Raw genomic sequence first — 25,571 nt, forward strand, 5'->3', positions numbered from 1 at the left:
GGTGTCGGATTGCGGGCCGCGGGTCAAAACGCTCCCGGGTTCGGATCGCGGGGTCCCGCCGGCCCGATCCACAACCAGTTTGCCGTCCGGGCCGACAGTGAAGGTATGACCGATCGTGATCTAGCGTGGAACCGTCTCGAATCCGAGACCGTCTACACCTGCCCGGGATTCGACGTGATCAACGAGACCGTCCAGCTGCCCGACGGTACCGAGACGGACTTCGATTACGTCGCCGAGGGCGACAGCGTCGTTATTCTCCCCGTCACGACCGACGACGAGGTCGTCGTCATCGAGGAGTGGCGCGAGCCCGTTCGGCGGATCAACTACGGACTGCCGGCCGGCGGCCTGGAACCGGACGATTCGGAGCCAGCGGCCGCTGTCGAACGCGAACTCGCCGAGGAGACCGGCTACGAGGCACAGCGAGTCGAGCATCTCACGACCGTCGAGCCGACGAACGGCTTCGCCGACACGGTCTTCCATTACTTCCTCGCCGACGGCTGTACGCCCACTGCCGAGCAGGACCTCGATCACGACGAGACCATCGCCGTCTCGACGACGACTTTCGAGAAACTCCTGAGCGCCGTCCGGGAGGGGGAACTGCGGGACGGACGTGCAGCCCTGGGCATCCTCTATTATCACGCGTTCGAGGCGTGACCTCAGGATGCGTTACTGTACGTCGGCGCTGGTCGCTCGCGTGATGGTGTAGACGGCGATCGCGCCGAAGACCAGATCGAGCGCGACCAGCACGCCGATCGCGGGGACGAGCGTGTTCCAGATCCCACCGAAGGCAGTGACGTTCCAGACCTCCATAACGTCAGCGTTGACCATGATCGCGCGTGCGGCGTCGACGCCGTAGGTGATCGGGTTGTACGTCGCGACGACCTGGATCCAGTCCGGCATCGAGTTCACCGGCAGAAAGGCGCTGGAGACGAACAGCAGCGGGAGTTGGATCATGTTCGCGGCGATGATGGTCGATTCCTGGTCCCGCGTGGCGAGCGCGACGACGTTCGAGAACGCCAGGAACCACAGCGAGAACAGGACCGCAACGCCGATTATCGCCAGCGCGCCGGTCAGTCCCGACTTGATCTCCGCACCCAGGAGCACGCCCAGCGCCAGCACGATGACGATCTGGACGACGATCCGAACCAGTTCTGACAGGGTCTTTCCCAGGAAGATCGCCGTCCGGCTCATCGGCGTGACCAGCGTCTTCTGGAAGACGCCACTCTCGATGTCGTCGACCAGCCCGATCCCCGACGAGGAGGCGACGATCAGCGCAATCTGGATGACGATCGCCGGCACGAGGTAGGTCTCGTAGCTTATCGGGCCGGAGAGCGCCTGACCGGCGACGTTGCCGAACACCTGCGTGAACAGAAACAGGAAGATGATCGGCTGCAGCAGCGAGGAGATCACCACGAACGGATTGCGCACGGCGTTGATGTTCCAGCGCATGAAGTTCGTCCAGACGTCGCTGGCGAACGTGTTCGAGGTCCGGGCGACTCCGTCCGTCTCCGAGCTCATCGTTCACCCCCGTCGGCCGCGGCAGCCGCGGGAGTTTCTCCCGTCGCCTGCTCCGCTCCCGGTTCGTCGGGCAGGTCGTCCTCGATGTGCTCGCCGGTGATCGCGAGGAACACGTCATCGAGGGTCGGCGAGCGGACGTTGAACCCGGTGACGGCGATCCCGGCGTCACGGAGCGCGACGAGCAGGTCGGGCCCGCGCTGGCGCGCGTCCCGCGAGGTGACCGAAATCCCGCTGTCGGTAGCGTCGACGGTCGGATCGTCCGAAAACAGGCCGTCTTCGCGGACGATGTCAGCGGCCCGCTCGCGTGCGTCCGCGCCGTCTTCGAGTTCGATGTCGAGGATCTCGCCGCCGACCTCGCGCTTGAGGTCCGCGGGTGACCCCTCCGCGACGATCTCGCCGTCGAGAATGACCGAGAGCCGATCACAGAGATAGTCGGCCTCTTCGAGGTACTGGGTCGTCAGAAAGATCGTCGTCCCGTCGTCGTTGATCGCCTCGAAGTACTCCCACAGGCGGTTCCTGGCCTTCGGATCCAGCCCCGTCGTCGGTTCGTCCAGGAAAACCAGCGGCGGCCGATGGACCAGCGCCATCGCGGCGTCGAGGCGTTTTTTCATCCCACCGGAGAACCCTTCGGCCCGTTTGTCCGCGACGTCGGCCAGATCGACCAGATCGAGCAACTCCTCGATACGGCCGCTCCGATCGCGTTTGGGCACGCCGTAGGCGTCACAGGCGAATCGCAAGTTCTCGCGGGCCGTCATCTCCGTGATGACGCTGGTCTCCTGGGCCATGTACCCGATCGACTCCCGGATCTTCCGTGGCTCGCTCTCGACGTCGAACCCGTTGACTCGAACCGATCCGGCCGTCGGCCGCAGTAGCGTCGCCAGGGTCTTGATCGTCGTCGTCTTCCCCGCTCCGTTCGGGCCCAGAAATCCGAAGAACTCCCCCCGAGGGATCGATAGCGACACGCCGCGTACCGCTTCGGTCCCGTCGCTGTAGGTCACCTCCAGCCCGTCCGTCTCGATGGCGTGGTCCCCCTGTGCAGTCCCGTCTGTGTCTGTCATATACGACGACATGTCGCCGTCGAACATAAACGCGTTGATTGAATATTCATTCAGCACCGTTATACGGATGGAAACACATTCCTCCCGTATGGACACAGTGCTCGTCACGGGGGCGACAGGGACGGTCGGCTCCCGGGTCGTGGACAGACTCACAGACCGAGACGTCACGGTCAGAGCGGCCACGCGCGATCCCGCCGACGAGCAGTTTCAGGGCGATGTCGAGCCGGTCGCGTTCGACTTCGAAAAGCCCGAAACGTGGGGGGCGGCCTTTGGAGGCGTCGATGCGATGTTCCTCGTCAGACCGCCCGCTATCGCCCGGGTCGGCGACTCGATGCTCCCGGCGATCGACGCTGGCGCGCGGGTCGGCGTCGAACGAATCGTCCTGCTGTCGGTGCTGGGCGCGGAGCAGAACCCGCTGTTGCCCCACCGGAGGATCGAAAAACACCTCCGGGACAGTGATGCAACCTGGACGTTCCTGCGGGCGTCGTTTTTCATGGAAAACCTGCTTGCGGTTCACCGACGGGAGATCACGGAGCACGGCGAGATCGTCGTCCCGGCAGGTGACGGCGAGACCAGTTTCGTCGCTGCAGACGACGTCGCCGCTATGGCGGTCGCGGCGCTGACCGAATCCGGCCACGAGTATCGCGCCTACGACGTGACGGGGCCGGAAGCAGTGACCTACTACGACGTGGCCCACACGCTGTCGGACGCCCTCGATCGATCCGTCACCTACGAGGCTCCATCGCTCGCCCGGTTCGTCCGGCACTCACGCCGACTCGGCCGCGACTGGTCGTTCCTGCTTGTGATGGCGGCGCTGTACACGACCGCCCGTCTCGGCCTCGCAGGGCGGGTCAGTGACGACGTCAAGCGGGTACTGGGTCGACCGACGATGTCGTTCCGCGAGTGGGCCAAACGGAACGTCACAGCGTTCGACCCGAGTGCGGACGAACCGGAAAATAACAGTCTTAACGGGAGTGAGTGAGAACGTACAGCCATGTCGGCCGGAAACCCGTTCGCCGAGGATGCCGAAGACACCCAGACTGCGATCATGCGGGCGACGTTCGACGCGCTCGTCGAGTACGGCTACGCCGGACTGACGATCGACCGAATCGACGAGTTCTTTCCCAAGAGCAAGTCGCTGCTCTATCACCACTACGACGGCAAGGACGAGCTCCTGTTGGATTTCCTCTCGCGGATGATCGACAACCGCGAGGCCACGATCGACCACGAACCGTCTGACGACGCCCGCGAGCGGCTCGATCGATGGCTCGACGCCGCTGCGGCGCCCGAACTCGCCGAGGAGGACCTCGGATTCATTCGCGGACTGGTCGAACTCCGCGCGCAGGCGGCCCACGACGAACGCTACCGCGAGCAATTCACGCGAAGCGACCGGCTCTTCCGGGGGTGGCTCGCCGATATCATCGCTGAGGGCATCGAGGATGGTGTTTTTCGCGATGTCGACCCCGAACAGGTCGCGACGACGATCCACATGCTCGCGGGTGGGATCATGGCCGAACGGGTCACGAACGACGATCCGCGCGTGGAAGACGTCCGTGCTGAACTCGACGCCTACGTCGAGGCGCGGCTGCTGGCGGATTGACGACGAGACAGGACTGATCGCGGTCCCGGCCCCGCACTGGCTCACTCGATCTCTAGCTGCCCGCTCTCACCACTCTCGCCGCCGTCTTCGTCCCATTCGAGTTCGAACTCGATGCTCAACTCGCCTGGGCGATCCGTCGGTCCCTCGCGCTCGGCCTTGACCTCGAAGGTCGGCCGGGCTGGAGGGTCGAGCGTCACGGATTCGCCGCCGGATTTCAGGTTGATCTCGCTCCCGCTTTCGAGGTTCTCCGCCACGGTCCGGAGGTAGGACGCGATTTCCGCTCGGCTCTGGTCGCTCTCGGATTTGAACAGCACTTCCTCTGGCATGATAGACCGTCCGCTGTCCCGTAGGTAAAAACACGCCCCTCGACCCAGCCCTGTAGAACAGAGCTACGCTTCGACGTTTCCGAGACTCGACATCGGCGTCGCGCCGGCGACGATCGCGCCCGTCGCCAACAGCGCCGCTGACAGCACGACGAAGTCCCCGCTGGGCGAATAGCCGGCGATCCCCGCGCCGGCCTCGACGATGAACACCGTCACGAAGAAACTGAGCACGGCGAACAACAGCATGACGAGCGCCGCGATAACACTACTGACTAACACGCCGAACGAATCGAGAAAACCCATTAGTACTGTTACCTCACGTCCATCGACGCACGGCCGACGGTTACCGTTTGGGGCTGGCGGTCGTCGGTAGTCCTTTACTCGCGTCGCTCCCATCCGGATGTATGGATCCCGATCTCTCGCGACTGGACGAGACGCTCGCAACGCTGGACGTCGACGGCTACCTGATCGACGCCGACTCGACGGACGCCGATCAGTACTACCTCTCCGGGTTCGACGCGCCCGACCCCTTCCTCACGCTGTATGACGGTTCGGTTCGGCTGCTGTTCGTTCGGAGCCTGGAGTTCGGCCGCGCGAAACGCGAGAGCCGCGCCGAAACCGTCGAACGCTTCACCGACTACGGATACGACGACTACCTCGAGGATCACGACCGAACCGAAGCTGCTCATCGGAGCCGCGCGGCGTTTCTGGACGCCTATGGTATCGATTCGGTCGCCGTTCCGTCACGGTTCCCGCTGTCGACTGCCGACGGACTCCGCGATCAGGGAATCGAAGTCGTCGTCGACGACGGCGAAGCGGTCACTGATATCCGCGCGCGCAAGACCGACGAGGAGATCGAACACGTCCGGGCGGCCCAGCGGGCCAACGAGGCCGCGATGGCGGCCGCCGAGGACCTCCTCGATCGAGCGGAGATCGACGGCGACCGGCTGTTCGTCGACGGCGAGACCTTGACCAGCGAGCGAGTCAAGGAGGAGATCGAAGTCACACTTCTGCGCCACGGCTGCGCGCTCGACGAGACGATCGTCGCCTGCGGGGCCGACGCCGCCGATCCTCACGACCGCGGGAGCGGTCCCCTCGAGCCTGGTGAGCCGATCATCGTCGACATCTTTCCGCAGGACAAGGCCACAAAGTACCACGGCGATATGACCCGGACGTTCTGTGTCGGCGAGCCCGACGATCGAGTCCGGGAGTGGTACGATCTGACCGAGCGAGCCTACCGGGCCGCGCTGGCGGCGGTCGAGCCGGGCGTGACGGGTTCGGACGTCCACGACGCGGCCTGTGATGTCTACGAGGACGCCGGCGAGCCGACCCTGCGAAGCGAGCCCAGCACCGAGACGGGGTTCATCCACAGCACGGGTCACGGCGTCGGGCTTGACGTCCACGAACTCCCGAGCGTGGCCCCGGGTGGCTCGGAACTCGAACCGGGGCACGTCATCACGATCGAACCCGGTCTGTACGATCCCGAGATCGGCGGCGTTCGCATCGAGGACCTGGTCGTCGTCACCGAAGACGGCTACGAAAACCTCACCGACTATTCCGTGTCGCTCCGAATCGAGTAGGTGAAGTTAGTAAAAGACCATTATATTTATAACGTATCATCTCATTGTGGGTGATACGATGTTGGCGCTTCTCGTACGTGGTGCACGTTCTGTTTGATCGGCCAGTATCGCAGTCGAATCCGCGCGTCACACCACGTCACAATGAGTACGAATCCACAGCCACCCCAGCACCGAACCGAACCAACTCCGACCGAGCCGACACCGACGATGCGTCGTCCAGCGTCACGCACAGCACCGCGGACGTTCGAGCCGACACAGACTGGCGAACTCCCGCCGATGTTCGAGACGGAGGCCACCCTGCAGGAGCGGTAGCTAGTATTCCCGTTCAACAAGGAAGTCCGCGATGTCGTCCAGACGGTCGCGGGCCTCGTTGTCGGGCAACACTCGCAGATGCTCTTTGCCCTCGCGGATCAGATCGTGAGCTAACTCACGGGCGAACTCGATGCTGCCGGCCGCTTCGAGGCGCTCGACGGCCTCCTCGATAGTTTCCTCCTCGACGGCCTCGACGTCGTCTTCCGGGACGAGGCTATCGACGTCGACGCCCTGCTGGCGGGCGTGGAGCGTGATGATCGTCTGTTTGTTCTCGACGAGATCCGAGCCGCGCTGTTTCCCCAGTTGCTCGGAGGGAATCGTCAGATCCAGCAGATCGTCCTGGATCTGGAAGGCCCGGCCGACGTTGAGTCCGTACTGATAGAGCGGACCGACCGCCTCGTCTTCGCCGAGCAAGATCGCCGGAATCGACGCCGCGGCCGCGTACAACACGGCGGTCTTCAACTCGACCATCTCGAGGTACTCGTCGGTCGTCACGTCGGTCCGGCTCTCGAAGGCGATGTCACAGGACTGGCCCTCGCAGATCTTCGTGCACGTCGTCGCCAGCTCCGACAGCGCTCGCACCGACCGCTCGGAGTCGGCGCCCGTCTCGAGCATCTGCTCGAAGGCCTTCGCGTAGAGAGTGTCGCCGGCGAGAATCGCCGTCGAGAGGTCGAACTCCCGGTGAACTGACGGGACGCCACGACGCATGTCGTCGTCGTCCATGATGTCGTCGTGGATCAGCGTGAACGACTGTATCGTCTCGATGCTGACCGCTGCGGCCATCATGTCCACTGTCCGCTCCGGTGCGGGAAACTCCCGGTAGTCCTCGCTCAGCGGCGGTACGTCGGCGATCGCTTCCGCCGCGAGCAACAGCACTGTCGGCCGCAGCCGCTTCCCGCCGGCATCGAGCAGGTACCGCGAGGCCTCGTAGAGCCGTTCTGGCTCTTGAATCGGCAGCTCCTGGGGGATCGCCTCGTTGACGAGTTCGCGTCTGGCTGTGATCGCCTGCGTGACCGCCTGTGCAGTGTCGGTGCCCTCGGTCATTTCGGTCATCTCACTCGACCAGCTGGATCAGTTTCCCGTTGCGCGTGACGTGCAGCGTCTCGCCGACCTCGAGTCCGAACTGCTCGGCCAGATCGACGTACGGAGCGAACCCTTTCATGTCCTGGTGGGCCGGAATGACGTTCTCGGGCTGGAGCGCGTCCAGCATCTCGTAGTGACCCTCCTCACGGAGGTGTCCCGAGACGTGGATCTCGTCGTAGATGCGCGCGCCCTGCATCCGCAGCAGCTTCTCGGACTGGTAGCGCTGCCCCTCGTTGGTCGGCTCCGGGATCACACGAGCCGAGAAGATGACTTTGTCCCCCTCCTCTAGTTCGTAGGGCGTCTCGCCGCGGCCCATGCGGGTGAGCATCGCGCGCGGCTCGCCCTGGTGGCCGGTGACGATCGGCAGGAAGTTCTCCTTGCCCTCGTTCATGATCCGCTTGAAGGTCCGGTCGACCGACTTGCGGTGGCCGTACATCCCCAGATCGTCGGGGAAGTCCACGAAGTCCAGTCGCTCTGCAGTACCGGAGTACTTCTCCATCGAGCGTCCCAGAAGGACCGGCTGGCGGCCGATGTCGTCGGCGAACTCCACGAGCGACTTGACGCGCGCGATGTGGGAACTGAACGTCGTCGCGACGATCCCGCCGTCGTAGTCTTCCATGCTGTGCATGGCGTCCTTGAGGTGGCGTCGAGCGACCGATTCGGATGGCGTGCGCCCTTTCTTGCCGGCGTTGGTACAGTCCTCGATGTAACAGAGGACGCCCTCGCGGCCGATCTCGCGGAACCGCTCCATGTCGATCGGGTCGCCCAGTACTGGGTCGTGGTCCATGCGTTTGTCCAGCCCGTAGACGATCGCGCCTTCGGGCGTGTGCAGAACCGGGTTGATGGCGTCGATGATCGAGTGGGTGACGTTGACGAACTCGAGTTCGTTCTCGTCGCCGATGGCCATCGTCCCGCCGGCCTCCATCTTCACCAGATCGTTCTGGACGCCGAACTTCTCCTCGCTTTTGATCTGCTGTTTGACCAGTTCGATCGTGAACGGTGTCGCGACGATCGGCGCGTCGTATCGATGCGCTAGCTTCGAGATAGCACCGATGTGGTCGAGGTGACCGTGGGTCGGCACGATGGCCTTCACGTCGCCTTCGAGTTCGGACATCACCCGGTCGTCCGGGATCGCGCCCATGTCGATCAGGTCGAGACTGTGCATCCGCTCGGTTTCGACGTTGTCGTGGATGAGGACCTTCGAGAGGTTCAGCCCCATGTCGAATACGACGACGTCGTCTCCGGCGCGAACAGCGGTCATTTGGCGGCCGACTTCCTCGTAGCCGCCGATTGTTGCGATTTCGATTTCCATAGTTTACCCTCCGAGAACGGCCACGAGAGAGGCCTGAGGACCGACACGGCCACTGGAGCGTTGTCGTCTGCCTTCGCTCGCGTTGATGACCGGCGGGGTTCGGATGGGCGTGCCCGGGCGGGCCGTCGCCGCCGAACCGGATCGTCTCCGCACGACGCTTCGACGCGTCCCTCGGCCGCAACTCGTGCGGCCGTCTGCTCGGTTATCACTCTCTTGTGCGCCTGCCGTTAAAAACAGTGCGGGTCGCCGCCGACACCCGGACTACTCGCTCGTCGGTTCGTCGTCCAGTTCGGACTGGATCTCCCGTTTCCAGGCCGCTTCGTCGCTTCTTGATTCCGTCTTCGGCTCGTCCGGCACATCCGCACGTGACCCGTCCCCGCTCGCCAGTGGATCGTCAGATTTCTCTCTGTCCGTCTGTGGGCCGTCAGCTTCTGGCCCGCCCGCGAGTGGATCGCCGGTTCCGCCCCCGGCGAGTGGGTCACCCTCGCGTTCGCCGAACGGATCCTCCGGCGAGGGCTCGCGTTCGGCCTGTGGCCCGTGCGGCGACCCGTCGTCGGTATCCGTATCGGACTCGCCTGCCGGCTCGGCATGTGGCGATCCCTCGCTGTCGTCCGCGGCCCCCGTCTCTGTCCGTGTGTCGGTCGTCTCGGCGGTTTCGAGTCCGGCCGCGACCGCGTCCGAGATCAGTGCGAACACCGTCGCGAACACGCCCGCGAGGAGGACGAGACCGCCGATCACCGCGAGTGCGCCTCCGGCTGCGACCGGCGCGTAACTGCTCGGTGACTGGCTCCCGAAGACGACACCGGGATCGAGTGTCACGATCGTTCCGATACCGCCGGCGATCAACGCCCCACCGAGGAGGACCGATACGAGGAGGTAGCCGAACAATCGAACGCCGTAACCGAACACGTCTCGCGCGGAACGGGCGACCATACGTCTCCCCTCGCAAGTGACCGAAAAGTGCCTTGTGGTCGCTATGCACTGACACACGTTCCCAGCCTTTCGATACGTTTAGGGGTGCGCTCGGCGACGTGCCGAACAACGACGAGCGATTCGGTCGCATCGACGCGACTACCGGACCATCGCATACTCGAAACTATGTCAGACCAAGAACTCGGTATCACGACGAGCAAAGAGCACGAAACTGGCGAGTGGTACGCGGAACTGGTCCAGAAGGCGGGCCTGGCCGATTACGCGCCGATGGGCGGGTTCATCGTCACCCGGCCACGGGGATACGCCATCTGGGAGCGCCTGCAGAACTACCTCGACGCGTGGTTCAAGGATACGGGCGTCCAGAACGCCTACTTCCCGATGTTCATCCCCGAGTCCTACCTCGAAAAGGAGAAAGACGTCGTCGAGGGGTTCGACCCCGAGGTCGCCTGGGTGACCCACGGCGGCTACGACGAACTCGAAGAGCGACTGGCCGTCCGCCCGACCAGCGAGAGCATCATCACGCCCTTCATCGCCCAGTGGGTGCGCAGCCACCGGGACCTGCCGATGCGGGTCAACCAGTGGTGTTCGGTCGTCCGGTGGGAGGCCACCGAGACCAAGCCGTTCTTCCGGACCAAGGAGTTCCTCTGGCAGGAGGGCCACACCGCCCACCACGACGAAGCGGACGCCTACGAGGAGACGATGACCCGGCTGGGGCAGTACGAGCGTCTCTACGAGGACGTGCTCGCGATGCCCGCACTCACCGGTCGCAAGCCCGACCACGACAAGTTCCCCGGGGCCGATACGACGACGACCGTCGAGACGCTGATGCCCGACGGCAAGTCCGTCCAGGCCGCCACCTCCCACTACCTCGGGACCTCCTTCGCGGAGGCCTACGACGTGACCTACGTCGACGAGGACGAGGACGAGCAGCTGGCGCATACGACCTCCTGGGGGCTGTCCTGGCGAGCGCTCGGGGCGCTGTTCATGACTCACAGCGACGACCAGGGGCTCGTGCTGCCGCCCACGCTCGCACCCACGCAGGTCGTGATCGTCCCCATCTGGGACGAGGACAGCAAGGACGAAGTGCTCGAGTACGCCGCCGACGTGGCCGTCGATCTGGAAGATGCCGGCGTTCGGGTCGAACTCGACGACCGGGACAACCGCAATCCCGGCTTCAAGTACAACGAACACGAACTCAACGGCGTCCCGCTGCGGATCGAGATCGGATCCTACGAGGTCGAAGACGAGGAACTGACGTTGGTCCACCGCCCCGACGGCGAGGAGGCGACCGTCGACCGCGAGGGGATCAGCGAGACCGTCGAGGAGCACCTCGATACGATCTACGCCAAGCTGTACGCCGAGGCCGAGCAGACCCTCGAAGGGGAGATCCGCGAGGCCGAGAGCCGCGAGGAGATACTCGGCACCATCGGCCAGCACGGCGGGTACGTCAAGTGTGGCTGGTGTGGTGACGAGGACTGCGAGGAGCCGATCAAAGACGCCATCGCCGCCGAGATCGTGATGGTCCCACTGGAGGAAGACGAAGCGCCGATCCACGACGAATGCGCGATCTGCGGTGAAGCGGCCGAGGAGACGGCGTACTTCGCGAAGACGTACTAGCGTACTGCGCGACCGACGGGAGCGCAGTTTCACCGCGACGAGCCTTGCGAGTCGCGGGGCTTTTCATCGACGTTTTGCGACGAGTGGTTCCGCAGCGGGTGCCCCGCGAGGAACCCGAGGAGGAAACGGTCGGAGTGCGCGATTTGCGGTGAAGCGGCCGAGGAGACGGCGTACTTCGCGAAGACGTACTGATCAGGGCTCGTCCGACAAATACGTCATCGCCTCTTCGTCCGAAACCTGACCGAAGTCGTCGTAGAACTGCCCCACGCCTCTGAAGACGCTCGGCGTCGAGAGACAGACGACCTCGTCGGCTATCGCCGCGAGTTCGTCGATCGACTCCGGCGGCCCGACCGGCACTGCCAGAACGATATGGCCGGCGCCGGATTTATCGAGTGACTCCAGACACGCTCTGGCTGTCGACCCCGTGGCCACACCGTCGTCTACGACGACGACCGTCTTGGCTGTCACATCGGGCTCGGCTCTCCCAACACGGTAGCGCTCGGCCTTTTCCTGTGCCTCAACTGCCTTCTCCTCGCTCTTACGCTCGAAGTACTCCTCGTCGACCCCGCGTCTCCGGAACGCCTCCAGATTTCGCCAGGCGCTTCCGTCGGCCGCGACGGCACCGATAGCGTACTCGGGATTTCCCGGCGCACCGACTTTCTTGGCGACGACGATGTCAAGCGGTGCATCGAGCTCGTCGGCCACCGCTCGCCCGAGCGGCAGCCCACCCCGTGGAATGGCGAGAACGATGTCCGGATCTATCTCTCGCTCCTCGAGTTCCTCGGCGAGTTGTTCCCCCGCTGCCGTCCGGTTTGCGAATCGATTAGATCCCACCATTGCCCTCGTCTAGAACGTGTTCTTATAGCAACTTATATTGCAACCTCATCCATAGGCGATTTACGCCGACTCGAACGTCCAGTGGACCCGGACCGATCCCCTCCGTTCCCAGTTAGTTGAACTATCACGTTACTTTATGTCTTTGGACTGCGTCTTTTCAACCCCGGAGAGGCCGGGGTGATAGCATGTACCAGGATATTTTGTATCCGACAGACGGGAGTGGTGGTGCGACAGCGGCGCTCGAGCACGTTGGGGATCTGGCCGACAAATACGACGCGACGGTCCACGTCCTGTACGTCCTCGATACGTCCCAGCCAGGGCTTGGACTCGGTGAGGATCCGGATAAAGAACATGCGCCTGGAATGATCGGACACCCTGACGGCGAAGGGTCCGGCATGGTTGGCGAACGTGAGACACACGAAGAGCTCCACGCACGCCAGCAGGAGTATGGTGAAACGGTCGTGGAAACGGTTGCCGATCGGCTCGAGGGAGTCGACGTGGAAACCGCCGTACGGACTGGAACGCCCCACGAGACCATCCTGGACTACGCTGAGGAGAACGCCGACATGATCGTGATGGGGACCCACGGCCGGACCGGGCTGGACCGATATCTGCTCGGCAGTGTCACGGAGAACGTCGTCCGGATGGCCGACGTTCCCGTCGTGACGGTCCGGGCGGAGCAGTCGTCGTAGCGTGAGGGCACGTTGTAGCTGCCGGCTGCGAGATCGTGTCCTCGTTTTTGGCCTGCTGTCACTTCTCGCTACTCACAGCAGTTCGTCGCCGGGTACGGCAGTGCCGACCAACGCCGTGAACTGCTGGCGACGCTTGATCTGCCCCCAGCTGTCATCAACGAAATCCGACGCCGGTTCTGACGGATTTTGCTCTATACTGGGGGTTATCCCTCCAGCATATTGCTCCCATTGATCGTCGTCTTCTCTAATATCTTCGAGGAATCTGTGTCGAATTATCGACGCCTCAGCGTTTGTCTGCAACGACGTCTCGACGAGCATGGCCAGCAGGCTTACCGGCTGTATTTGTGCCGCGACTGGATTACGAACCCGCCTCGATCTCGAAATCACAGTCGGCGGCAACGGTGTACAGCGGTCGTTCATCGATTGTGACGGTGGCGAGTCGCTTCCCGATCGGGTGTTCGCCGAACGCAAGCTCAGCGTGACCTCGGGGCCAAATCCCGACAGTGCCGGATAGTCGTGTCTGCTCTCGGAGTAGTTGATCGTCTTTGACGGTATAATTGTAGCCGGACAGCCGGGCCGGTATTGTCGGTGGTCGCCATCCGTCGAAGGCGAGGACGTGTTGTCCATCGGCGGTGACAGTCGCGTGCCGTGTGCGGCCCTTGTCTCGCAGGTCGATATCGGCGACGAGTTTCGGATACCCCCAGATGTCTACGCCGAATGCTCGCGCGGGTTCGGTCAAAACTGGGAGCGTATAGACATAGCCGCTGACACCGCGGCGAAGTCCGGACAGATACGGCCACGTCCGTGTGCCTGTCTCGACCGCTGGGAGGAGCACGCCGACCTCGTCGTATGGATCGATCGTGTCTTCGCCGATGCGGTCATAGCTGACGGCCAGCACTGTCAGTGCCGCCCGTGTTCGTGTCGCTCGAATCGGATCGAGTCCTGCGGGCAGCAGCGTCGCGACAGCATCACGATCTGCGGGGAAGACAGCGCCGACGATCGATGCCGACAGTTGCGCCGGCAGCTGAAACGTGTGTCCGGTCGAAATGGTTTCTTGTGACATCATTTGAAGTGGGTTCGGAGGCGGTGGAACGCAGCGAACGCTTTGATAGCTGTTCGGTGTCCGAGCGATTGCGCGGGCTGGGGAAGCCAGCGCGTCGCCAGCACCAGCCTGGCTGGCCAGCCGACAGGATGGCGTAGGGCAGGGTCTTCCGTCATCGCGACGGCGTGAATCTGTTTGGCGACCCGCTCTGGCGTCACTGCCAGCGGGCCGCGTCCGCCGATGAGTGTCCCTTCGGCCATCGCGTCGTACACGTCGTTGAAGTACTCGCTACGGTCCGCCTTGTGGAATCGCTGCTGAGCCGTGTCGGCGAACGCAGTGGTGACCCAGGCGGGTTCGATTATAGCGACATCGACGCCGATGTCGGCGATCTCCATCCGAAGTGTCTCTACCAGCGCTTCGAGTGCGTGTTTCGAGGCGGCGTACGCGCCCATCCCCGGTGTCGTAATGCGGCCGTGTGTGCTAGACACGATAACGGCTGTCCCCTCGCGCTCGACCAGCAGCGGCACCATTGCACGCACGGTCCGGTGGACGCCGTGGACGTTGACGTCGAACTGGGCTTCGAGGTGCTCGCTCGGCATATCGGCGACAGGGCCGAGTTGGGCAAGCCCTGCGTTTGCGACCACGCAGTCCAGCCCACCGACGTCGTCGGCGATCTGTGCACGGAGTCGCTCGATGTCGTCTGTGTCGGTGACGTCTACTGTCTCCGTGACACACCCCTTGATTGTTTCGAGGCCGTCAGTGTCGATATCGGTGGCGTAGACCTGCCATCCATTGTTGACCAGTCTCTCGGCGGTGGCGCGTCCGATTCCCGAGGCAGCGCCAGTCACGAGCGCCGTCTTCATCGACTCGTACTCCGTAGAGGATCGAGGAAACTGTTCCGACACCTGGCATAGTGATGCTTCAACCGCGGAGTTGTGGATCCCGGTCTGATCCTCACCTGTCGAATAGCAGCCACATTTTTTGAGCCGTGCAAGATGTAGGGCGCGAATGCAGCACGCGTCCCGTCTGGTTCGCCGTGAGTCACTCAGTTGTTCGAAACACCGTTGCAGTGTGAAAATGCCACCAGTTCATACGGGTGGGCATCCTGTATGAGCATAGAGAGTCCAACATGAATTCAGTACAATCCGAAGCAGACGAACCGAGCACGTGGCCGGATCTCGCGGTGAGCCTCTACGATCGGCTTACCGGTCGAAACGCCGAGATTTCCTACAACTTCGACGATATGGAAGTCGCGGTTCCCAGCGGCCTCGGGGAGGACAGCGACCACGCTTCCTGGCGCCTCAACGGGACCGTCACAATCACGACCCGCGAGCGTGACTGAGACGCCCGCACCTCGAGCGCCGCTGGCAATCGAGACGGATCTCGAACTCACGATCGACGATACCAGGGCCGAGGTCAGCTCGACCGGGGATCGACTATTTGTAAATTTTCCATCACTGGGTGCCGCCAATACGGCCCTGCGTGGCCTTCCACCGGGAGGAATTGGAGAGTTCACCGAACTGCTGGTGGAGACGGACCTGACGGTCGAGGTACAATCACGCAGACGGACGGTAATGGCGATCGGAGCCGACGCCACCGCCGGCCCGCTCTCACAGCGGCTGGGTTTTGCCCCGGCACAAGTCCGGGTCGCCGGCATCGCCGGTGCTGTGGGCCAGGAGTTCGCCGCTGGAGTTCGCTGGGTTCGCCAACTCCTCAGGTAGCCTGGTTTCCGTGCTGCTCCGTCCCTATCGAGCCACACCGAGTTCGACCTGCCCGTTGCAGCAGGGTCCTCACTCACCGATCGGAACGTCTATGAGCACAGTAGCCACTTCGATCTGCTGATTGGAACCTCTGTATCGGTCAGATTGCTTCTGACACTAATCAGGTAGTTTGTCTTGTGAGTGCTGCGTACAGTGCGCGTATCGGTCACTGGACCACGAGTGTGAGATGCCCAGTCAGATTGTTCGATACAGGCACACTGCCAACCGATAGCTTACTCCTCAGGACAGGGTGCATCAACATTTGTTACTGTAGTCACATTGAACGAATTGGTATCCTCATCGGGGTCAATCTGAATTTGTCGCTCGTAACAAATCTGTTCTCTCTGAGTGAGCCTCGCTGTGATATTGCTCTGGGTCCAGTCACCCGTCCCTACCTTATATTCGAGTGCATAATCGCCAGGGGTCTTTTCCCAGCCGTGAGTAATCCTTACCGTCGAGGTCGCAGCGACGGTGCGTTCGTTGTTCGTGACTGTTTTCGGTTCCTCATCAAGAGCATCCGCTCGCTTCACCCGAAATTTGAACGTCTGCTGTTGATCAGTGGCATTCGCAAGCTCAACCGCGACCAAGATCGGAAGCGTTGTTTCGTTATTAGAAGAGGATAACTCAGAGCAGCCGGCAAACGCTGAAGCACCGATAAACCCCAAGATCTGGCGGCGTGAAACATTCGGGGACATACAACGAGTGGTAGAGTAGCCACTCAAATAAAGATTGACTAGATGACCATTTCAGTCAATACGACTCCGAAGTGATCACCAGTGTTCTCTGAATAACTCCGGAATGTGTTGACCATCCTCTGTATCGGTCAGGATGCTTCTGACAGAAGTTGGGTAGGTCAATAGCGCCCGTGCAAGATAGAACGCGCACTCCTTGCACAGAACCTATTCCTGAAACAATCTCTCCTTTACTCAGTGTAGGGAAAGCAATCATTTGTTCATCCCGATAACCAAGCAGTATGGACGCGGCCGACGGGAGGCAGTGGCCGAAGACGCACGCCAGATTCTCGACGTTCACCTCGATGGGACGCAGCCCGGCGTCGAGACCCGCCCAGACGAGGCTCGGAATTTTCCAGCCGTTTTCCTGCTTTCAGACCCAGCGGTAGAACTGGTCCATGCGGCGGGAGCGACACTTGACAGTCGCGAATGCGTACCCTTCGGATTTGTCAGGATTCTCTCCGAAGTGGAGGTGCCCTCGCGCTGGTTGCGATCGTCAACGCGCTGTCGTTTGTTGAGGTGCTCCGCGGACGGTTCGGTGACGACTGAGACGTCTTCGAGGTCGCTCATCGCCCATCCTCCGGACCCAGTTGCTTGCCCAGGGAACATCGAAGTCCGTAAATTCGCCCGAAGGCGTCGGGATAAGGTCGGTGTTTCCGCTTGCCGAAATGGCGACGATAGTTCTCGTGAAATCGCCATACTGCGCGGGGTCGATTCGCGGGTCAGCGACGTGCTTGCCGTTGGATATGGATTAACTTTCCACGTCACGAGTAGTGAAATCGCAGGTAGGGATCGTCGCAAAAGTGCTCCGGCAGGGATTTGAACCACGTGAAACGCTCACTGTTCGCGTTTCTCTACTTCAAATCCCTTTGTGCGTTTCCTTCTTCGTCACTTCGTTCCTCAGAAGAGTGCTCCGGCAGGGATTTGAACCCTGGTCATTGCCGTGAGAGGGCAATATGATTGGCCGGACTACACCACCAGAGCGTGCACTCGACGGTAGCGGGGAGATACGTAAAACCGTTCCGTTTCCGATCGCCGTATGCCGATGTCTCCCAGACTCACTCCTCGTCTTCGAAGGGTGAACCGGCAGCGTCCGGCTCGTGACCTGGCAGGCTGACGATGTTCTCACGTCCCACACGGAGCTTGGTGATCTCGTCGTCGTCCTCCATATCGGAGAGCAACATGCTCACCTTCGATTTCGACCAGTCGGTCGCCTCGACGATTTCGGACTGGCGCATCCGGCCACTGTGTTCGTCCAGCAGTGACTTCACCCGTTCGGAATCAGACAGCACTTCCTGGGGTTCGACCGCCGACGATCCGGCGCTCGCCTGCTCGGCGGCGCCCGCCTCCTGGGGGTCGGTCGTCGTGTCCGGGCGACGCTGGGCGAGACGCCAGATCGCACCTGCGCCACCCGCGACGACGATCACGACCGCCACGATCGGCAGCCACATCGGAAGGCCGTCCCCGTCGTCCGGGGCGACCGTCGTGTTCGTTGCCCTATCCGTGGACGGCGGTGCGAGTCTCACCAGCGGACGATACGGGTTAAACTCGCGTTCGCCGGACCAGGTAATCGTCCGGCTGGTTGTGATATTCGAGCCGGACATCGTCCCCGGTGCCGGTTCGACGACGGTAAACCGCAACGCGTCGGATCTGGTAATCACGAACCGCACGTCGGGGCCAAGCGCGAGGCCGTTCGTGAACACGTCCCCGATGCGCAGTCGCTGTCCCGATTGTTCGGTGAAGTTCGTCCACAGAAACGACATCTCGACGACGCCCTGGTGACCGAGCGTCACGCCGCCTTCGCCGGGTTCGGAGACGTACGCCCGACGGGAAAAGTCGGTCGCGTTCATCCGCCTGTCGGTGGCCTCCGTACCGCGCGCAGTCAGCTGGCTGGCCGTCTCACGAAACTGCGTGTAGATGTCCGTCCGCTCGGCGTTGAACCGCTCGGAGTAGTTCCGGTAGGCTTCGATCTCACTCTCGTTGTTCAGCGGCTGCACGTGACGATCCGTCCAGCGCACGCTGCCGTTCCGGTAGACGGTCAACTCGTGAGTCGTCCTGACGAACTCCGACGGGGCGGCCATCAGTTCCGTTTCCGTGACCGCGCCCGTACTCGTCGTCTCCGCGAGCCGGGTCGGTTCCGCTCCCCAGTCGCTGTCGACACCTCGATACTCCTCGGCACTCGCCGGGAGACCGAGGGCCACACTCGCGGCGAGCGTTAGCACGAACACGAGCGCGAGACCGCCCGACCAGCGTACCATCTATGCGTATAGATCCATGGCCGATAGTTAAGTACTGTGTTACGATCGGAGTGTACCGACGCCGTCACGCGGTTTCTTCGATCGCGTCGGCGAGCCGTTCGATCGGATGCGGGGGTTCGGTCTCCTCGTGATCTTTGAGTTGTCCGCGACAGGACGCTCCGGGGGCAACCACGGAGTCGCCGTCGCTGCGGTCGATCTGATCGAACAGCATCGAACCGATCGCCTTGCTCATCGAGTAGTGTTCGGCCTCGTAGCCGAACGAACCAGCCATCCCACAACAGGTCGAATCCAGCGCGTCGACCGCGTAGCCGGCCCGCCGGAGGACGTTCGCCGTGTGGTGATCCTTCTTGGTCGATTTCTGGTGGCAGTGGCCGTGATAGGTTAGCGTCTCCTCGGGCGCGTCGAAGTCGATACGCTCGTCGAGTCGGTAGGTGTCGAGATACTCCGCGACGCCGTAGGTGTTCGTCGCGACGCGCTCGACGTCGTGGCCGGCGAGCAGATCCAGATAGTCGAGCTGGAACATCACGGCTTCGGAGGGTTCGACGGCCACGATGTCCCAGCCGTCCTCGACTTTCGGCGCGAAGTACTCGACGTTGTGCTCGGCGTGCTCGCGGGCCTTATCGAGAAAGCCCTTCGAGTGGGCCGCACGGCCGCTGTCGACGACGTCCGTCGGCACGTCGACGTAGACGCCTGCGGCCTCCAGCACTTCGACGGCGGCCATCCCCGCCATCGGTCGATTGTAGTTCGTGTAGGTGTCGGGGAACAACAACACCTTCCGGTCGGCCTCGTCCTCGCTGACGGTCCGCTCGTGATCGGCGAACCGATCGACGAACGTGTTCCGGTAGAACGGCGGGAACTCCCGCTCGCGGGCGATCCCGAAGAGCTTCTCCTGGACGAGACCGGTCCCCGGGAGCTTCTGTGCCCAGTTCGACAGCGGCGCAAGCGCGCTGGCCAGCGGGTAGAGCGTGTCGGCGTTGGCGAAGATCCGGTCTCGTAGTCCCGGGCCCTGTTCCTCGTGGTGTGCGTGTTTGACCTCGGCTTTCAGCTTGGCCATGTCGACCTCGCTCGGGCAGTCTTTGGCACAGCCCTTGCAGCCGACACAGAGATCGAGCACCTCGTCGACGAACTGTTCGTCACGCGGGTCGTCCGGCAGGTCCCCGCTCATCGCCTGCCGGAGCATGTTCGCCCGCCCGCGCGTCGCCTGGATCTCTTCGTTGGCCGCGCGGTAGGTCGGACACATCACCCCGCCTGTCGTCTCTTGGGGGCCCCGACAGCCGCCACAGCCGTGGCACAGTTCGACCATCCCCTGCATGCCGTTGTCGTTGTCCCAGTTGAGCGTCGGCTCGAAGGGAATATCCAGCTCGTACTCCGGGTCGAACCGGAGCTGTTCGGTCATCGAGGCGACTCGGGCCCGTTCGGGCGTGTCTTCGGGCAGTTCCTCGTCGGGCGCGTACCCACAGACCTGGCTGGGATTGAGCAGCCAGTCGGGGTCGAACGCCGCCTTGAGTTCGCGCAGCAGTTCCCAGACGTGCTGGCCGTACAGTTTCTGGTTCCACTCGCTGCGAGCCCGACCGTCGCCGTGCTCGCCGGAGACGCTGCCGCCGTACGTGACTGCCAGATCCGTCGCGCCCTCGGCGATCGACCGCATCTGTGCCACGCCAGCGGGGGTCTTCGTGTTGACCAGCGGCCGGACGTGCAGACAACCCGGGCCCGCGTGGGCGTAGAAACTCGCGTAGGTGTCGTTCTCGGCGAGCAACTCCCGGAAGTCGGTGACGAACTCGGGGAGGTTCTCCGGCGGGACGGCCATGTCCTCGATAAAGGAGATGTGCTTCTCGTCGGTCGTCCGGCCCAGAAGCGTGGGCTGGCCGGATTTGCGGAGCTTCCAGAAGCGACTCCGACGCTCGTCGTCGTGTGCCTCGCTCGCGTCGAAGGCAATCGGGTCGGCGTCGGTGATCTCGGCGGCCCCCGCATCTGGCTCGGCCACCGTTTCGACGCCCGGGACCCGATCCGCAAGCAGGTTTGCGACCTTGCGCTCGCCCTCGCTGTCGCTGTCGGCGTAGAACTCAACCAGCAGCGTCGCTTTCGCGCCCGCCGGCAGGATCTCCTCGACGAGATCACCGAACTCCTCGGTGTCGGCCGCCAGATCCAGCAGGACGTCGTCGAGTACCTCCACCGCGGAGGGATCGTGTTCGAGGATGATCGAGACGTCCTCCATCGCCTCGACCAGATCCTCGTAGAACAGCAGCGCGACCGATTTGGTCTCCGGGACCGTCTCCAGGCCGAGCGTCGCCTCGGTGATCGTCGCCAGCGTCCCCTCGCTGCCGGCCAGCAGCCGCGCGAGGTTGACCGTCCCCTCCTCGTGGGCCTGCTCGACCATCCGATCGATGTCGTACCCGGAGACGTTGCGCTTCAGGTCCGGGAACGCATCCAGGATCTCGTCGCCCTCCTCCTCGATCAGGCGCTGGACGGTCGCACAGATCCGGGCCTCGATGTCGCCGTCAGGATCGGCCCGCTCGGCGAGTTCCTCAAGGGTCACCTCGCCCAGTTCGGTGACCGTTCCGTCCGCGAGGACGACCTCCGCGCTCTCGACGTAGGCGGCAGTCATTCCGTAGACCAGCGAGTGCGATCCCGAGGAGTTGTTGCCGATCGCCCCGCCGACGGCACTCTTGTCCCGCCAGGCCGGGTCTGGGCCGAACTTCAGTCCGTCCTCGGCGAGGTGTTCGTTCAGATCTTCGAGGTAGGTCCCCGCCTCCACTCGGGCGGTCTCGGCGTCGGTATCGACCGAGACGATGTCGGTCATATACCGCGAGAAATCGAGGACGACGGCCTCGTTGACGGTCTGTCCGGCGAGACTCGTGCCGCCTCCGCGTGGCAGCACCGGGATGTCACGCCGTGCACAGTACTCCGTGACAGCGGCGACGTCGTCGGTGTCGGTCGGGAAGACGACGCCGATCGGCGTCACCTCGTAGGCGCTGGCGTCGGTTGCATAGAGCTGGCGCGTGTACTCGTCGAAGCGGACGTCCCCCGAGACACGCGAGCGCAGGTCAGATACGAGCCCCGGCCGCTCCACCTCGCCGGCTGTGTAGTCGTAGTTCGCCCGGTCGTCCCTCGCAGGGTCCGGTCGTGGAACTCCTGGCTCAACCCGGTCGCTGGTTCCCATACGGATTGGCTACGACCCAACACCGATTAAACCCACGTTATCGCTCAGCGCTGCCCCTACCCCACTTTCGTCGTTGCTTCGGGTCCGCATACACCTGGGTGCGCGATCCACGAGTATCAGCAACCGACGGTGGGTTCCCGGACGTTCAAACTACCACGGCAGCAGAGTTGACCCATGAGCATCGATACCGAGACACCGACGACCGACACGGACGCCGACCGACTCGCGCGAGAACTCGGCGACGCGATCACTAGCCTGCCGGAATACCAGGCGTATCTCGACGCCAAATCGGAGGTCGAATCCGACCGAGAGGCACAGGAACGGATCGAGGAGTTCGAACAGGTACGCGAGGAGTATCTGGTCGCTCGGCAGACGAACCAGGCCGAGGACAGCGACAAGCAGGCGCTGACAGACGCCAAACGTCGCCTCCACGCGCTCCCCGTCATGAAGACGTATCTCCGGAAGCAGGCCGCACTCGAAAACCGACTCCAGGAACTCGACGACTTGATATCTCAGCCGCTCGCCGTGGACTTCGGCGAACAGGCCGGGAGCTGTTGTCAGGACTAGGAGACGTGTGCGGCGATGTCGGCGTCAGTGATGATCCCCCGCGTCTGGCCGTTCTCGACCACGAGGACGGCGTCTTTGTGGTCGAGATAGGTATCGATCTCGTCGATCGTGGCGTCGGGTTCGACCTGTGCGATCGACTCGTGCATGACCTCCGCGACCGGGAGGTCACCGACGTTCTCCTCGGGCCGCTGCCGAATGTCGGTGTTGCCGATCAGCCCGATCGGCGAGCCGTCCCGGATCACCGGCACCTGCGAGTAGCCCTTCTCGTCCATGACGTCCTTGGCCTGGTGGACCGAATCGTCCGGCGCGACGCTGACGACCGCCTCGTTCATCAGATCAGCCGCACGGAGGATGCTCCCCTCTGCCTCCTCCAGCGCGTTGACGATCCGCCGCAGCGTCGAGAGCCGTGGATCGACATCCCCGCCCTCGATCCGGGCGATCAGCGGCTGAGACACCTCGGCTCGCTCGGCGAGCTCGCTCTGGGTGAGATCGAGCTCCGTCCGCCGTTCGCGCAGGTCCTCCGGCGTTGGCAGTTTCATACCTCTGTATAACCAGAGGTAATACAAAAAGGTACCGGCAGTCGTCGGGCGACCGCTACGCTTCGGCTTCTTCCTCGTCGTCCTCGAACTCGACGGTTTCGATGACCTTCAGCGGGACGTCACGGAGTGCGCCGCCGACCTCGCTTTTGGCGATGCGCTGGGCGTGTTCCTGGCTTTCGGCGTTGAACACCTTCATCTCCAGCACGAGGCCGACCAGGGCCGTGTCGGCAGCGATGAACGCGGAGTCGAACGGTTCGCCACAGGCCGGACAGCCCGTCGCACCGACCTCGACTTCCACGTAATCCATCTCCTGGTCGTTCAACCGCTTCCCCGCTTCGCTGACCGCCACACCGATCGCGTCGTCGATGTCTTCGACGTCTCGTACCAACCAAGCTGCTTCCATTGCGACGAGGTAATTCATACCCGTCCCTTCCGGCCCGAGCCTCTTGGTGTTTTATAATTCGCCACGACGCCCGGTGCGCACGTCATCCCGATAATGGCTATAACTTATAGCTACGCCCGCCATCTCCAACCGCTCGATTACCCATCGCTCCGGAGAAAATCACATCTACTTGAGTGTAGCCCAACCCTACCTGAATCGCATGACTCCGGTGCTGTAGTCTGTCACTATCTGTTAAACTACCATATTTCAGTCAGAAATAGTTATATACCGTGAGCAGCCCACATCCGGTCGAGGACAAACCGATGGAATCACGGCTGTACCGCGCTACCCTGTTCGCACTGTACCAACTGACTGTACTGGTCGGTCTCGTCATGCTACCGATCGCACTCGTCGCACGTCAGATGGGCGTCGCCGTCCCGGTTCACCGGGCGATCGACCGAGTCGAAGCCGCCTACGAACGGACCACCGAACAGGCCTGATCAGTCGTCTTCCGCCGTACTGTCGCAAGCATTGCGCGAGGGGCATCCCACGTTGTTCATAGCGGTAACAGCGCGAATTCCTGTCTCAGACGTCGAAAACGACGTACGCCCGCCAGCCGTCGGCCACCGGCTCCAGTTGCATTTCGGAGTAGGTAACGGCTTTCACTTCGCGAGCGGTGATCGACGACAGCGGGACGCCCCGTGCGCTGGCTTCTACCGTCCAGCCCTCGTCGGTCTCTCGGATTGTAGCCTCGTTTTCGATCGGGAGAACAGCTCTGACGTCTCGCTGGTGAACCGCCTCGGGGTCAAGCCCCGAGGCTTCCCGTGGGTTAGTCGGACACTCCCACGATACCATCGGTCTGATAACCTCGAACGGAATCGTGGGTCACGGTCGGGGCGTCCACGGCCCCCGATGCCTGCCGTCGCACCTTCCGCACGGTGGGAAGGCTGTTGAGAGCAGGCACATTCCAATCCTGATGATTCTTGATACCTTTCACGGCGATATTCACGCTTGCACCACGGTCGCTGTGGTCTTGATGCCCGCACGACCGACACTTGAACCGCTTCTTGTTGCGGTTCGCTCGTTCGGCGTGCCCGCACAGCGGACACCGCTGGCTCGTCTTGTACGGGTCAATCCATCCAGTCGGAATCCCCTCGAACGACGCCTTGTACGACGTATAGAACTGAAGGGCGCGAAACGGGAGGTGGTGCAAGCGTCGGTTCATCCGCGTGCCGTAGTCGATACTGTCGCGCATCTCTTTGAGGTCTTCAAAGACGATGCACGGCGTCTCGAACTGACGGCTCCATTCCACAATGTGACGACTCACCTTGTGGAGTCGGTCGCGGACAAACCGTTCCTCACGCCCTTCCAGCACGTCGTGGATACTGTCTTTCCCCGCGTTCTGAACGCGCTTCCGCATCGTGAAGTAGCGGTGGCGCTCGAACTTGATTTCGGGGAAGTCGATGACCAACGTGTCTTTGACGCCAGTCTCGGAGAGCGCGGTGAGGGCCACGTTGTCCTCGTTCACGTCCACGCCGACGACTGTTCGTGAGTCCTGCTTGTCCCGAACGGTCTGCTCGGTGTTGGTGACGTTGACGTGCAACTCGGGGGTGTCGTTGTGGAACAGTGCTTCTGCCGTCCCAATTTTCCACTCGTCGCTTTCGAGTGCTGTTTTGAGAATGTCGAGGTGGGCGTCGTCGCCTTCGAGAACGCCCGTGACGTGCTTGTACGGCTTCGCGCTGATGCGGAACGCTACATCACCGTTGTCGGTAAGCGACAGGTTGTACCCTTCCTCGTAGTTCGCCCGGAGCGGGTACGCGCCGTCCTTGGTGTGACTCGGCTGACCGAAGTCGTCGTACTCGTAGTAGTTCTCCATCGCGCCGAGTGCTTTGGCGACGACGCGCTGTGTCGTGTTTTTCACGAGGTCGGCGTCGTCGGCCACGCGGTCGGGAATGGTATCCCAGTTCACGCCTTGCTTGGCGAGACGGATGGTTTCGTTGTACACCGACCGCGCTTCGAGGGTGGCATCGTACAGCAGGCTCTCGTTGTCACTCTGGATGTTGAGTTGGAAGTCCAGCGTCTTGACGAGAGTCTGTGAGTCGGTCATTCTTCGTCTTGTTCGGCGGGTTCTGAGGTTCGGACGACTTTCACGTCGGCTCCACGCCAGCGTTTGGGGACGGTGACGTGGGCGCTGTTCCCGAACGGTTTGACTTCGCCGTCGAGAACTTCCTCGCCGTCGATTTCAAACCGGTTCCCCATACCTGTGT

29 protein-coding genes, 1 tRNA gene and 1 pseudogene are annotated in these 25,571 nt (G+C 62.7%); 11 read left to right on the plus strand and 20 right to left on the minus strand.

What is annotated here, in order from left to right; genetic code table 11:
- Window positions 1-105 precede the first annotated feature (105 nt).
- Window positions 106-654 (plus strand): NUDIX hydrolase, encoded by a 549-nt coding sequence (locus HSEST_RS03615; RefSeq protein ID WP_229122211.1) that lies wholly within the window; start codon window positions 106-108, stop codon window positions 652-654.
- 12 nt (window positions 655-666) lie between these two features.
- Here HSEST_RS03615 and HSEST_RS03620 read toward each other — a convergent pair whose 3' ends face one another.
- Window positions 667-1,518, minus strand: a complete 852-nt coding sequence (locus HSEST_RS03620; RefSeq protein WP_229122212.1) for an ABC transporter permease — start codon at window positions 1,516-1,518, stop codon at window positions 667-669.
- Window positions 1,515-2,576, minus strand: coding sequence for an ATP-binding cassette domain-containing protein (locus HSEST_RS03625; RefSeq protein ID WP_229122213.1), 1,062 nt, complete (start codon window positions 2,574-2,576; stop codon window positions 1,515-1,517). Before HSEST_RS03625 ends, HSEST_RS03620 begins: the two co-directional genes overlap by 4 nt.
- An 88-nt stretch (window positions 2,577-2,664) precedes the next feature.
- On the opposite strand from HSEST_RS03625, the gene HSEST_RS03630 reads away from it, so the two are divergent.
- Both HSEST_RS03630 and HSEST_RS03635 read left to right on the plus strand, forming a co-directional pair.
- Window positions 2,665-3,558, plus strand: coding sequence for an NAD(P)H-binding protein (locus HSEST_RS03630; protein WP_229122214.1), 894 nt, complete (start codon window positions 2,665-2,667; stop codon window positions 3,556-3,558).
- Between the two features lie 12 nt (window positions 3,559-3,570).
- Window positions 3,571-4,176, plus strand: a complete 606-nt coding sequence (locus HSEST_RS03635; RefSeq protein WP_229122215.1) for a TetR/AcrR family transcriptional regulator — start codon at window positions 3,571-3,573, stop codon at window positions 4,174-4,176.
- Window positions 4,177-4,217: 41 nt separating this feature from the next.
- Here HSEST_RS03635 and HSEST_RS03640 read toward each other — a convergent pair whose 3' ends face one another.
- Together HSEST_RS03640 and HSEST_RS03645 are read right to left on the minus strand one after the other, a co-directional pair.
- Complete coding sequence (locus HSEST_RS03640; RefSeq protein ID WP_229122216.1) at window positions 4,218-4,502, minus strand: amphi-Trp domain-containing protein; 285 nt, start codon at window positions 4,500-4,502, stop codon at window positions 4,218-4,220.
- A 63-nt stretch (window positions 4,503-4,565) separates the two neighbouring features.
- On the minus strand, window positions 4,566-4,802 hold the full coding sequence (locus HSEST_RS03645; protein WP_229122217.1) for a hypothetical protein: 237 nt from the start codon (window positions 4,800-4,802) through the stop codon (window positions 4,566-4,568).
- A gap of 101 nt (window positions 4,803-4,903) precedes the next feature.
- Between HSEST_RS03645 and HSEST_RS03650 the strand changes: the two genes are divergently transcribed.
- Window positions 4,904-6,079, plus strand: a complete 1,176-nt coding sequence (locus HSEST_RS03650; RefSeq protein ID WP_229122218.1) for a M24 family metallopeptidase — start codon at window positions 4,904-4,906, stop codon at window positions 6,077-6,079.
- 141 nt (window positions 6,080-6,220) lie between these two features.
- Window positions 6,221-6,391: a hypothetical protein gene (locus HSEST_RS03655; protein WP_229122219.1), complete on the plus strand. Its 171-nt coding sequence runs from the start codon at window positions 6,221-6,223 to the stop codon at window positions 6,389-6,391.
- On the opposite strand, the gene idsA3 is transcribed toward HSEST_RS03655, so the two are convergent.
- From idsA3 to HSEST_RS03670, 3 genes are all read right to left on the minus strand, one after another.
- A complete protein-coding gene (idsA3, locus tag HSEST_RS03660; RefSeq protein ID WP_229122965.1) occupies window positions 6,392-7,435 on the minus strand; it encodes a geranylfarnesyl diphosphate synthase in 1,044 nt (347 codons plus the stop codon).
- Between the two features lie 10 nt (window positions 7,436-7,445).
- Complete coding sequence (locus HSEST_RS03665; protein ID WP_229122220.1) at window positions 7,446-8,786, minus strand: ribonuclease J; 1,341 nt, start codon at window positions 8,784-8,786, stop codon at window positions 7,446-7,448.
- Window positions 8,787-9,047: 261 nt separating this feature from the next.
- On the minus strand, window positions 9,048-9,719 hold the full coding sequence (locus HSEST_RS03670; protein WP_229122221.1) for a hypothetical protein: 672 nt from the start codon (window positions 9,717-9,719) through the stop codon (window positions 9,048-9,050).
- Between the two features lie 165 nt (window positions 9,720-9,884).
- On the opposite strand from HSEST_RS03670, the gene proS reads away from it, so the two are divergent.
- Window positions 9,885-11,336, plus strand: coding sequence for a proline--tRNA ligase (proS, locus tag HSEST_RS03675; protein WP_229122222.1), 1,452 nt, complete (start codon window positions 9,885-9,887; stop codon window positions 11,334-11,336).
- Window positions 11,337-11,528: 192 nt separating this feature from the next.
- Here proS and HSEST_RS03680 read toward each other — a convergent pair whose 3' ends face one another.
- Window positions 11,529-12,173: a phosphoribosyltransferase gene (locus tag HSEST_RS03680; protein ID WP_229122223.1), complete on the minus strand. Its 645-nt coding sequence runs from the start codon at window positions 12,171-12,173 to the stop codon at window positions 11,529-11,531.
- Window positions 12,174-12,358: 185 nt separating this feature from the next.
- Between HSEST_RS03680 and HSEST_RS03685 the strand changes: the two genes are divergently transcribed.
- Complete coding sequence (locus HSEST_RS03685) at window positions 12,359-12,865, plus strand: universal stress protein (protein ID WP_229122224.1); 507 nt, start codon at window positions 12,359-12,361, stop codon at window positions 12,863-12,865.
- A 72-nt stretch (window positions 12,866-12,937) separates the two neighbouring features.
- Here the strand turns inward: HSEST_RS03685 and HSEST_RS03690 are convergent, their stop codons facing one another.
- From HSEST_RS03690 to HSEST_RS03700, 3 genes are read right to left on the minus strand one after another with little or no spacing between them, the layout of a single operon-like run.
- Entirely contained in the window at window positions 12,938-13,183 is a 246-nt protein-coding gene (locus HSEST_RS03690; RefSeq protein WP_229122225.1) for a hypothetical protein, read from the minus strand.
- A gap of 40 nt (window positions 13,184-13,223) precedes the next feature.
- Window positions 13,224-13,928 carry an acetoacetate decarboxylase family protein gene (locus HSEST_RS03695; RefSeq protein WP_229122226.1) on the minus strand — a complete coding sequence of 235 codons (705 nt, stop codon included), beginning with the start codon at window positions 13,926-13,928 and terminating at the stop codon, window positions 13,224-13,226.
- On the minus strand, window positions 13,928-14,770 hold the full coding sequence (locus tag HSEST_RS03700) for an SDR family NAD(P)-dependent oxidoreductase (RefSeq protein ID WP_229122227.1): 843 nt from the start codon (window positions 14,768-14,770) through the stop codon (window positions 13,928-13,930). The genes HSEST_RS03695 and HSEST_RS03700 overlap by 1 nt, the downstream gene beginning before the upstream one ends.
- Before the next feature lie 266 nt (window positions 14,771-15,036).
- Here HSEST_RS03700 and HSEST_RS03705 point away from each other — a divergent pair, with 266 nt between their 5' ends.
- Together HSEST_RS03705 and HSEST_RS03710 are read left to right on the plus strand one after the other, a co-directional pair.
- Complete coding sequence (locus HSEST_RS03705) at window positions 15,037-15,249, plus strand: hypothetical protein (RefSeq protein ID WP_229122228.1); 213 nt, start codon at window positions 15,037-15,039, stop codon at window positions 15,247-15,249.
- The gene (locus HSEST_RS03710; protein WP_229122229.1) at window positions 15,242-15,628 is read left to right on the plus strand and encodes a hypothetical protein; all 387 of its coding nucleotides are present in this window, start codon (window positions 15,242-15,244) and stop codon (window positions 15,626-15,628) included. The genes HSEST_RS03705 and HSEST_RS03710 overlap by 8 nt, the downstream gene beginning before the upstream one ends.
- A 272-nt stretch (window positions 15,629-15,900) precedes the next feature.
- Here HSEST_RS03710 and HSEST_RS03715 read toward each other — a convergent pair whose 3' ends face one another.
- From HSEST_RS03715 to HSEST_RS03730, 4 genes are all read right to left on the minus strand, one after another.
- Window positions 15,901-16,362: a hypothetical protein gene (locus HSEST_RS03715; protein WP_229122230.1), complete on the minus strand. Its 462-nt coding sequence runs from the start codon at window positions 16,360-16,362 to the stop codon at window positions 15,901-15,903.
- 945 nt (window positions 16,363-17,307) lie between these two features.
- Window positions 17,308-17,382: transfer RNA gene (locus HSEST_RS03720), tRNA-Glu, on the minus strand.
- Window positions 17,383-17,456: 74 nt separating this feature from the next.
- Window positions 17,457-18,656 carry a helix-turn-helix transcriptional regulator gene (locus HSEST_RS03725; RefSeq protein WP_229122231.1) on the minus strand — a complete coding sequence of 400 codons (1,200 nt, stop codon included), beginning with the start codon at window positions 18,654-18,656 and terminating at the stop codon, window positions 17,457-17,459.
- A gap of 64 nt (window positions 18,657-18,720) precedes the next feature.
- On the minus strand, window positions 18,721-21,816 hold the full coding sequence (locus HSEST_RS03730) for an FAD-binding and (Fe-S)-binding domain-containing protein (protein WP_229122232.1): 3,096 nt from the start codon (window positions 21,814-21,816) through the stop codon (window positions 18,721-18,723).
- Window positions 21,817-21,990: 174 nt separating this feature from the next.
- Here HSEST_RS03730 and HSEST_RS03735 point away from each other — a divergent pair, with 174 nt between their 5' ends.
- On the plus strand, window positions 21,991-22,383 hold the full coding sequence (locus tag HSEST_RS03735) for a YlbF family regulator (protein ID WP_229122233.1): 393 nt from the start codon (window positions 21,991-21,993) through the stop codon (window positions 22,381-22,383).
- Here the strand turns inward: HSEST_RS03735 and HSEST_RS03740 are convergent.
- Both HSEST_RS03740 and HSEST_RS03745 read right to left on the minus strand, forming a co-directional pair.
- A complete protein-coding gene (locus HSEST_RS03740; protein ID WP_229122234.1) occupies window positions 22,380-22,922 on the minus strand; it encodes a CBS domain-containing protein in 543 nt (180 codons plus the stop codon). The two genes, HSEST_RS03735 and HSEST_RS03740, sit on opposite strands and share 4 nt — an antisense overlap.
- Window positions 22,923-22,977: 55 nt before the next feature.
- Complete coding sequence (locus HSEST_RS03745; RefSeq protein WP_229122235.1) at window positions 22,978-23,343, minus strand: DUF555 domain-containing protein; 366 nt, start codon at window positions 23,341-23,343, stop codon at window positions 22,978-22,980.
- 284 nt (window positions 23,344-23,627) lie between these two features.
- On the opposite strand from HSEST_RS03745, the gene HSEST_RS03750 reads away from it, so the two are divergent.
- Entirely contained in the window at window positions 23,628-23,804 is a 177-nt protein-coding gene (locus HSEST_RS03750; RefSeq protein ID WP_229122236.1) for a hypothetical protein, read from the plus strand.
- A gap of 85 nt (window positions 23,805-23,889) precedes the next feature.
- Here HSEST_RS03750 and HSEST_RS03755 read toward each other — a convergent pair.
- The 3 genes and pseudogenes from HSEST_RS03755 to HSEST_RS03765 all read right to left on the minus strand — a co-directional run.
- Window positions 23,890-24,105, minus strand: a pseudogene (locus HSEST_RS03755) (archease); the annotation flags it as partial.
- 28 nt (window positions 24,106-24,133) lie between these two features.
- Window positions 24,134-25,411 carry a transposase gene (locus tag HSEST_RS03760; protein WP_229122237.1) on the minus strand — a complete coding sequence of 426 codons (1,278 nt, stop codon included), beginning with the start codon at window positions 25,409-25,411 and terminating at the stop codon, window positions 24,134-24,136.
- The gene (locus HSEST_RS03765; RefSeq protein ID WP_229122238.1) at window positions 25,408-25,563 is read right to left on the minus strand and encodes a DUF2080 family transposase-associated protein; all 156 of its coding nucleotides are present in this window, start codon (window positions 25,561-25,563) and stop codon (window positions 25,408-25,410) included. The genes HSEST_RS03760 and HSEST_RS03765 overlap by 4 nt, the downstream gene beginning before the upstream one ends.
- Window positions 25,564-25,571: the final 8 nt, after the last annotated feature.

Source organism: Halapricum desulfuricans (assembly GCF_017094465.1).
Lineage (GTDB): Archaea > Halobacteriota > Halobacteria > Halobacteriales > Haloarculaceae > Halapricum.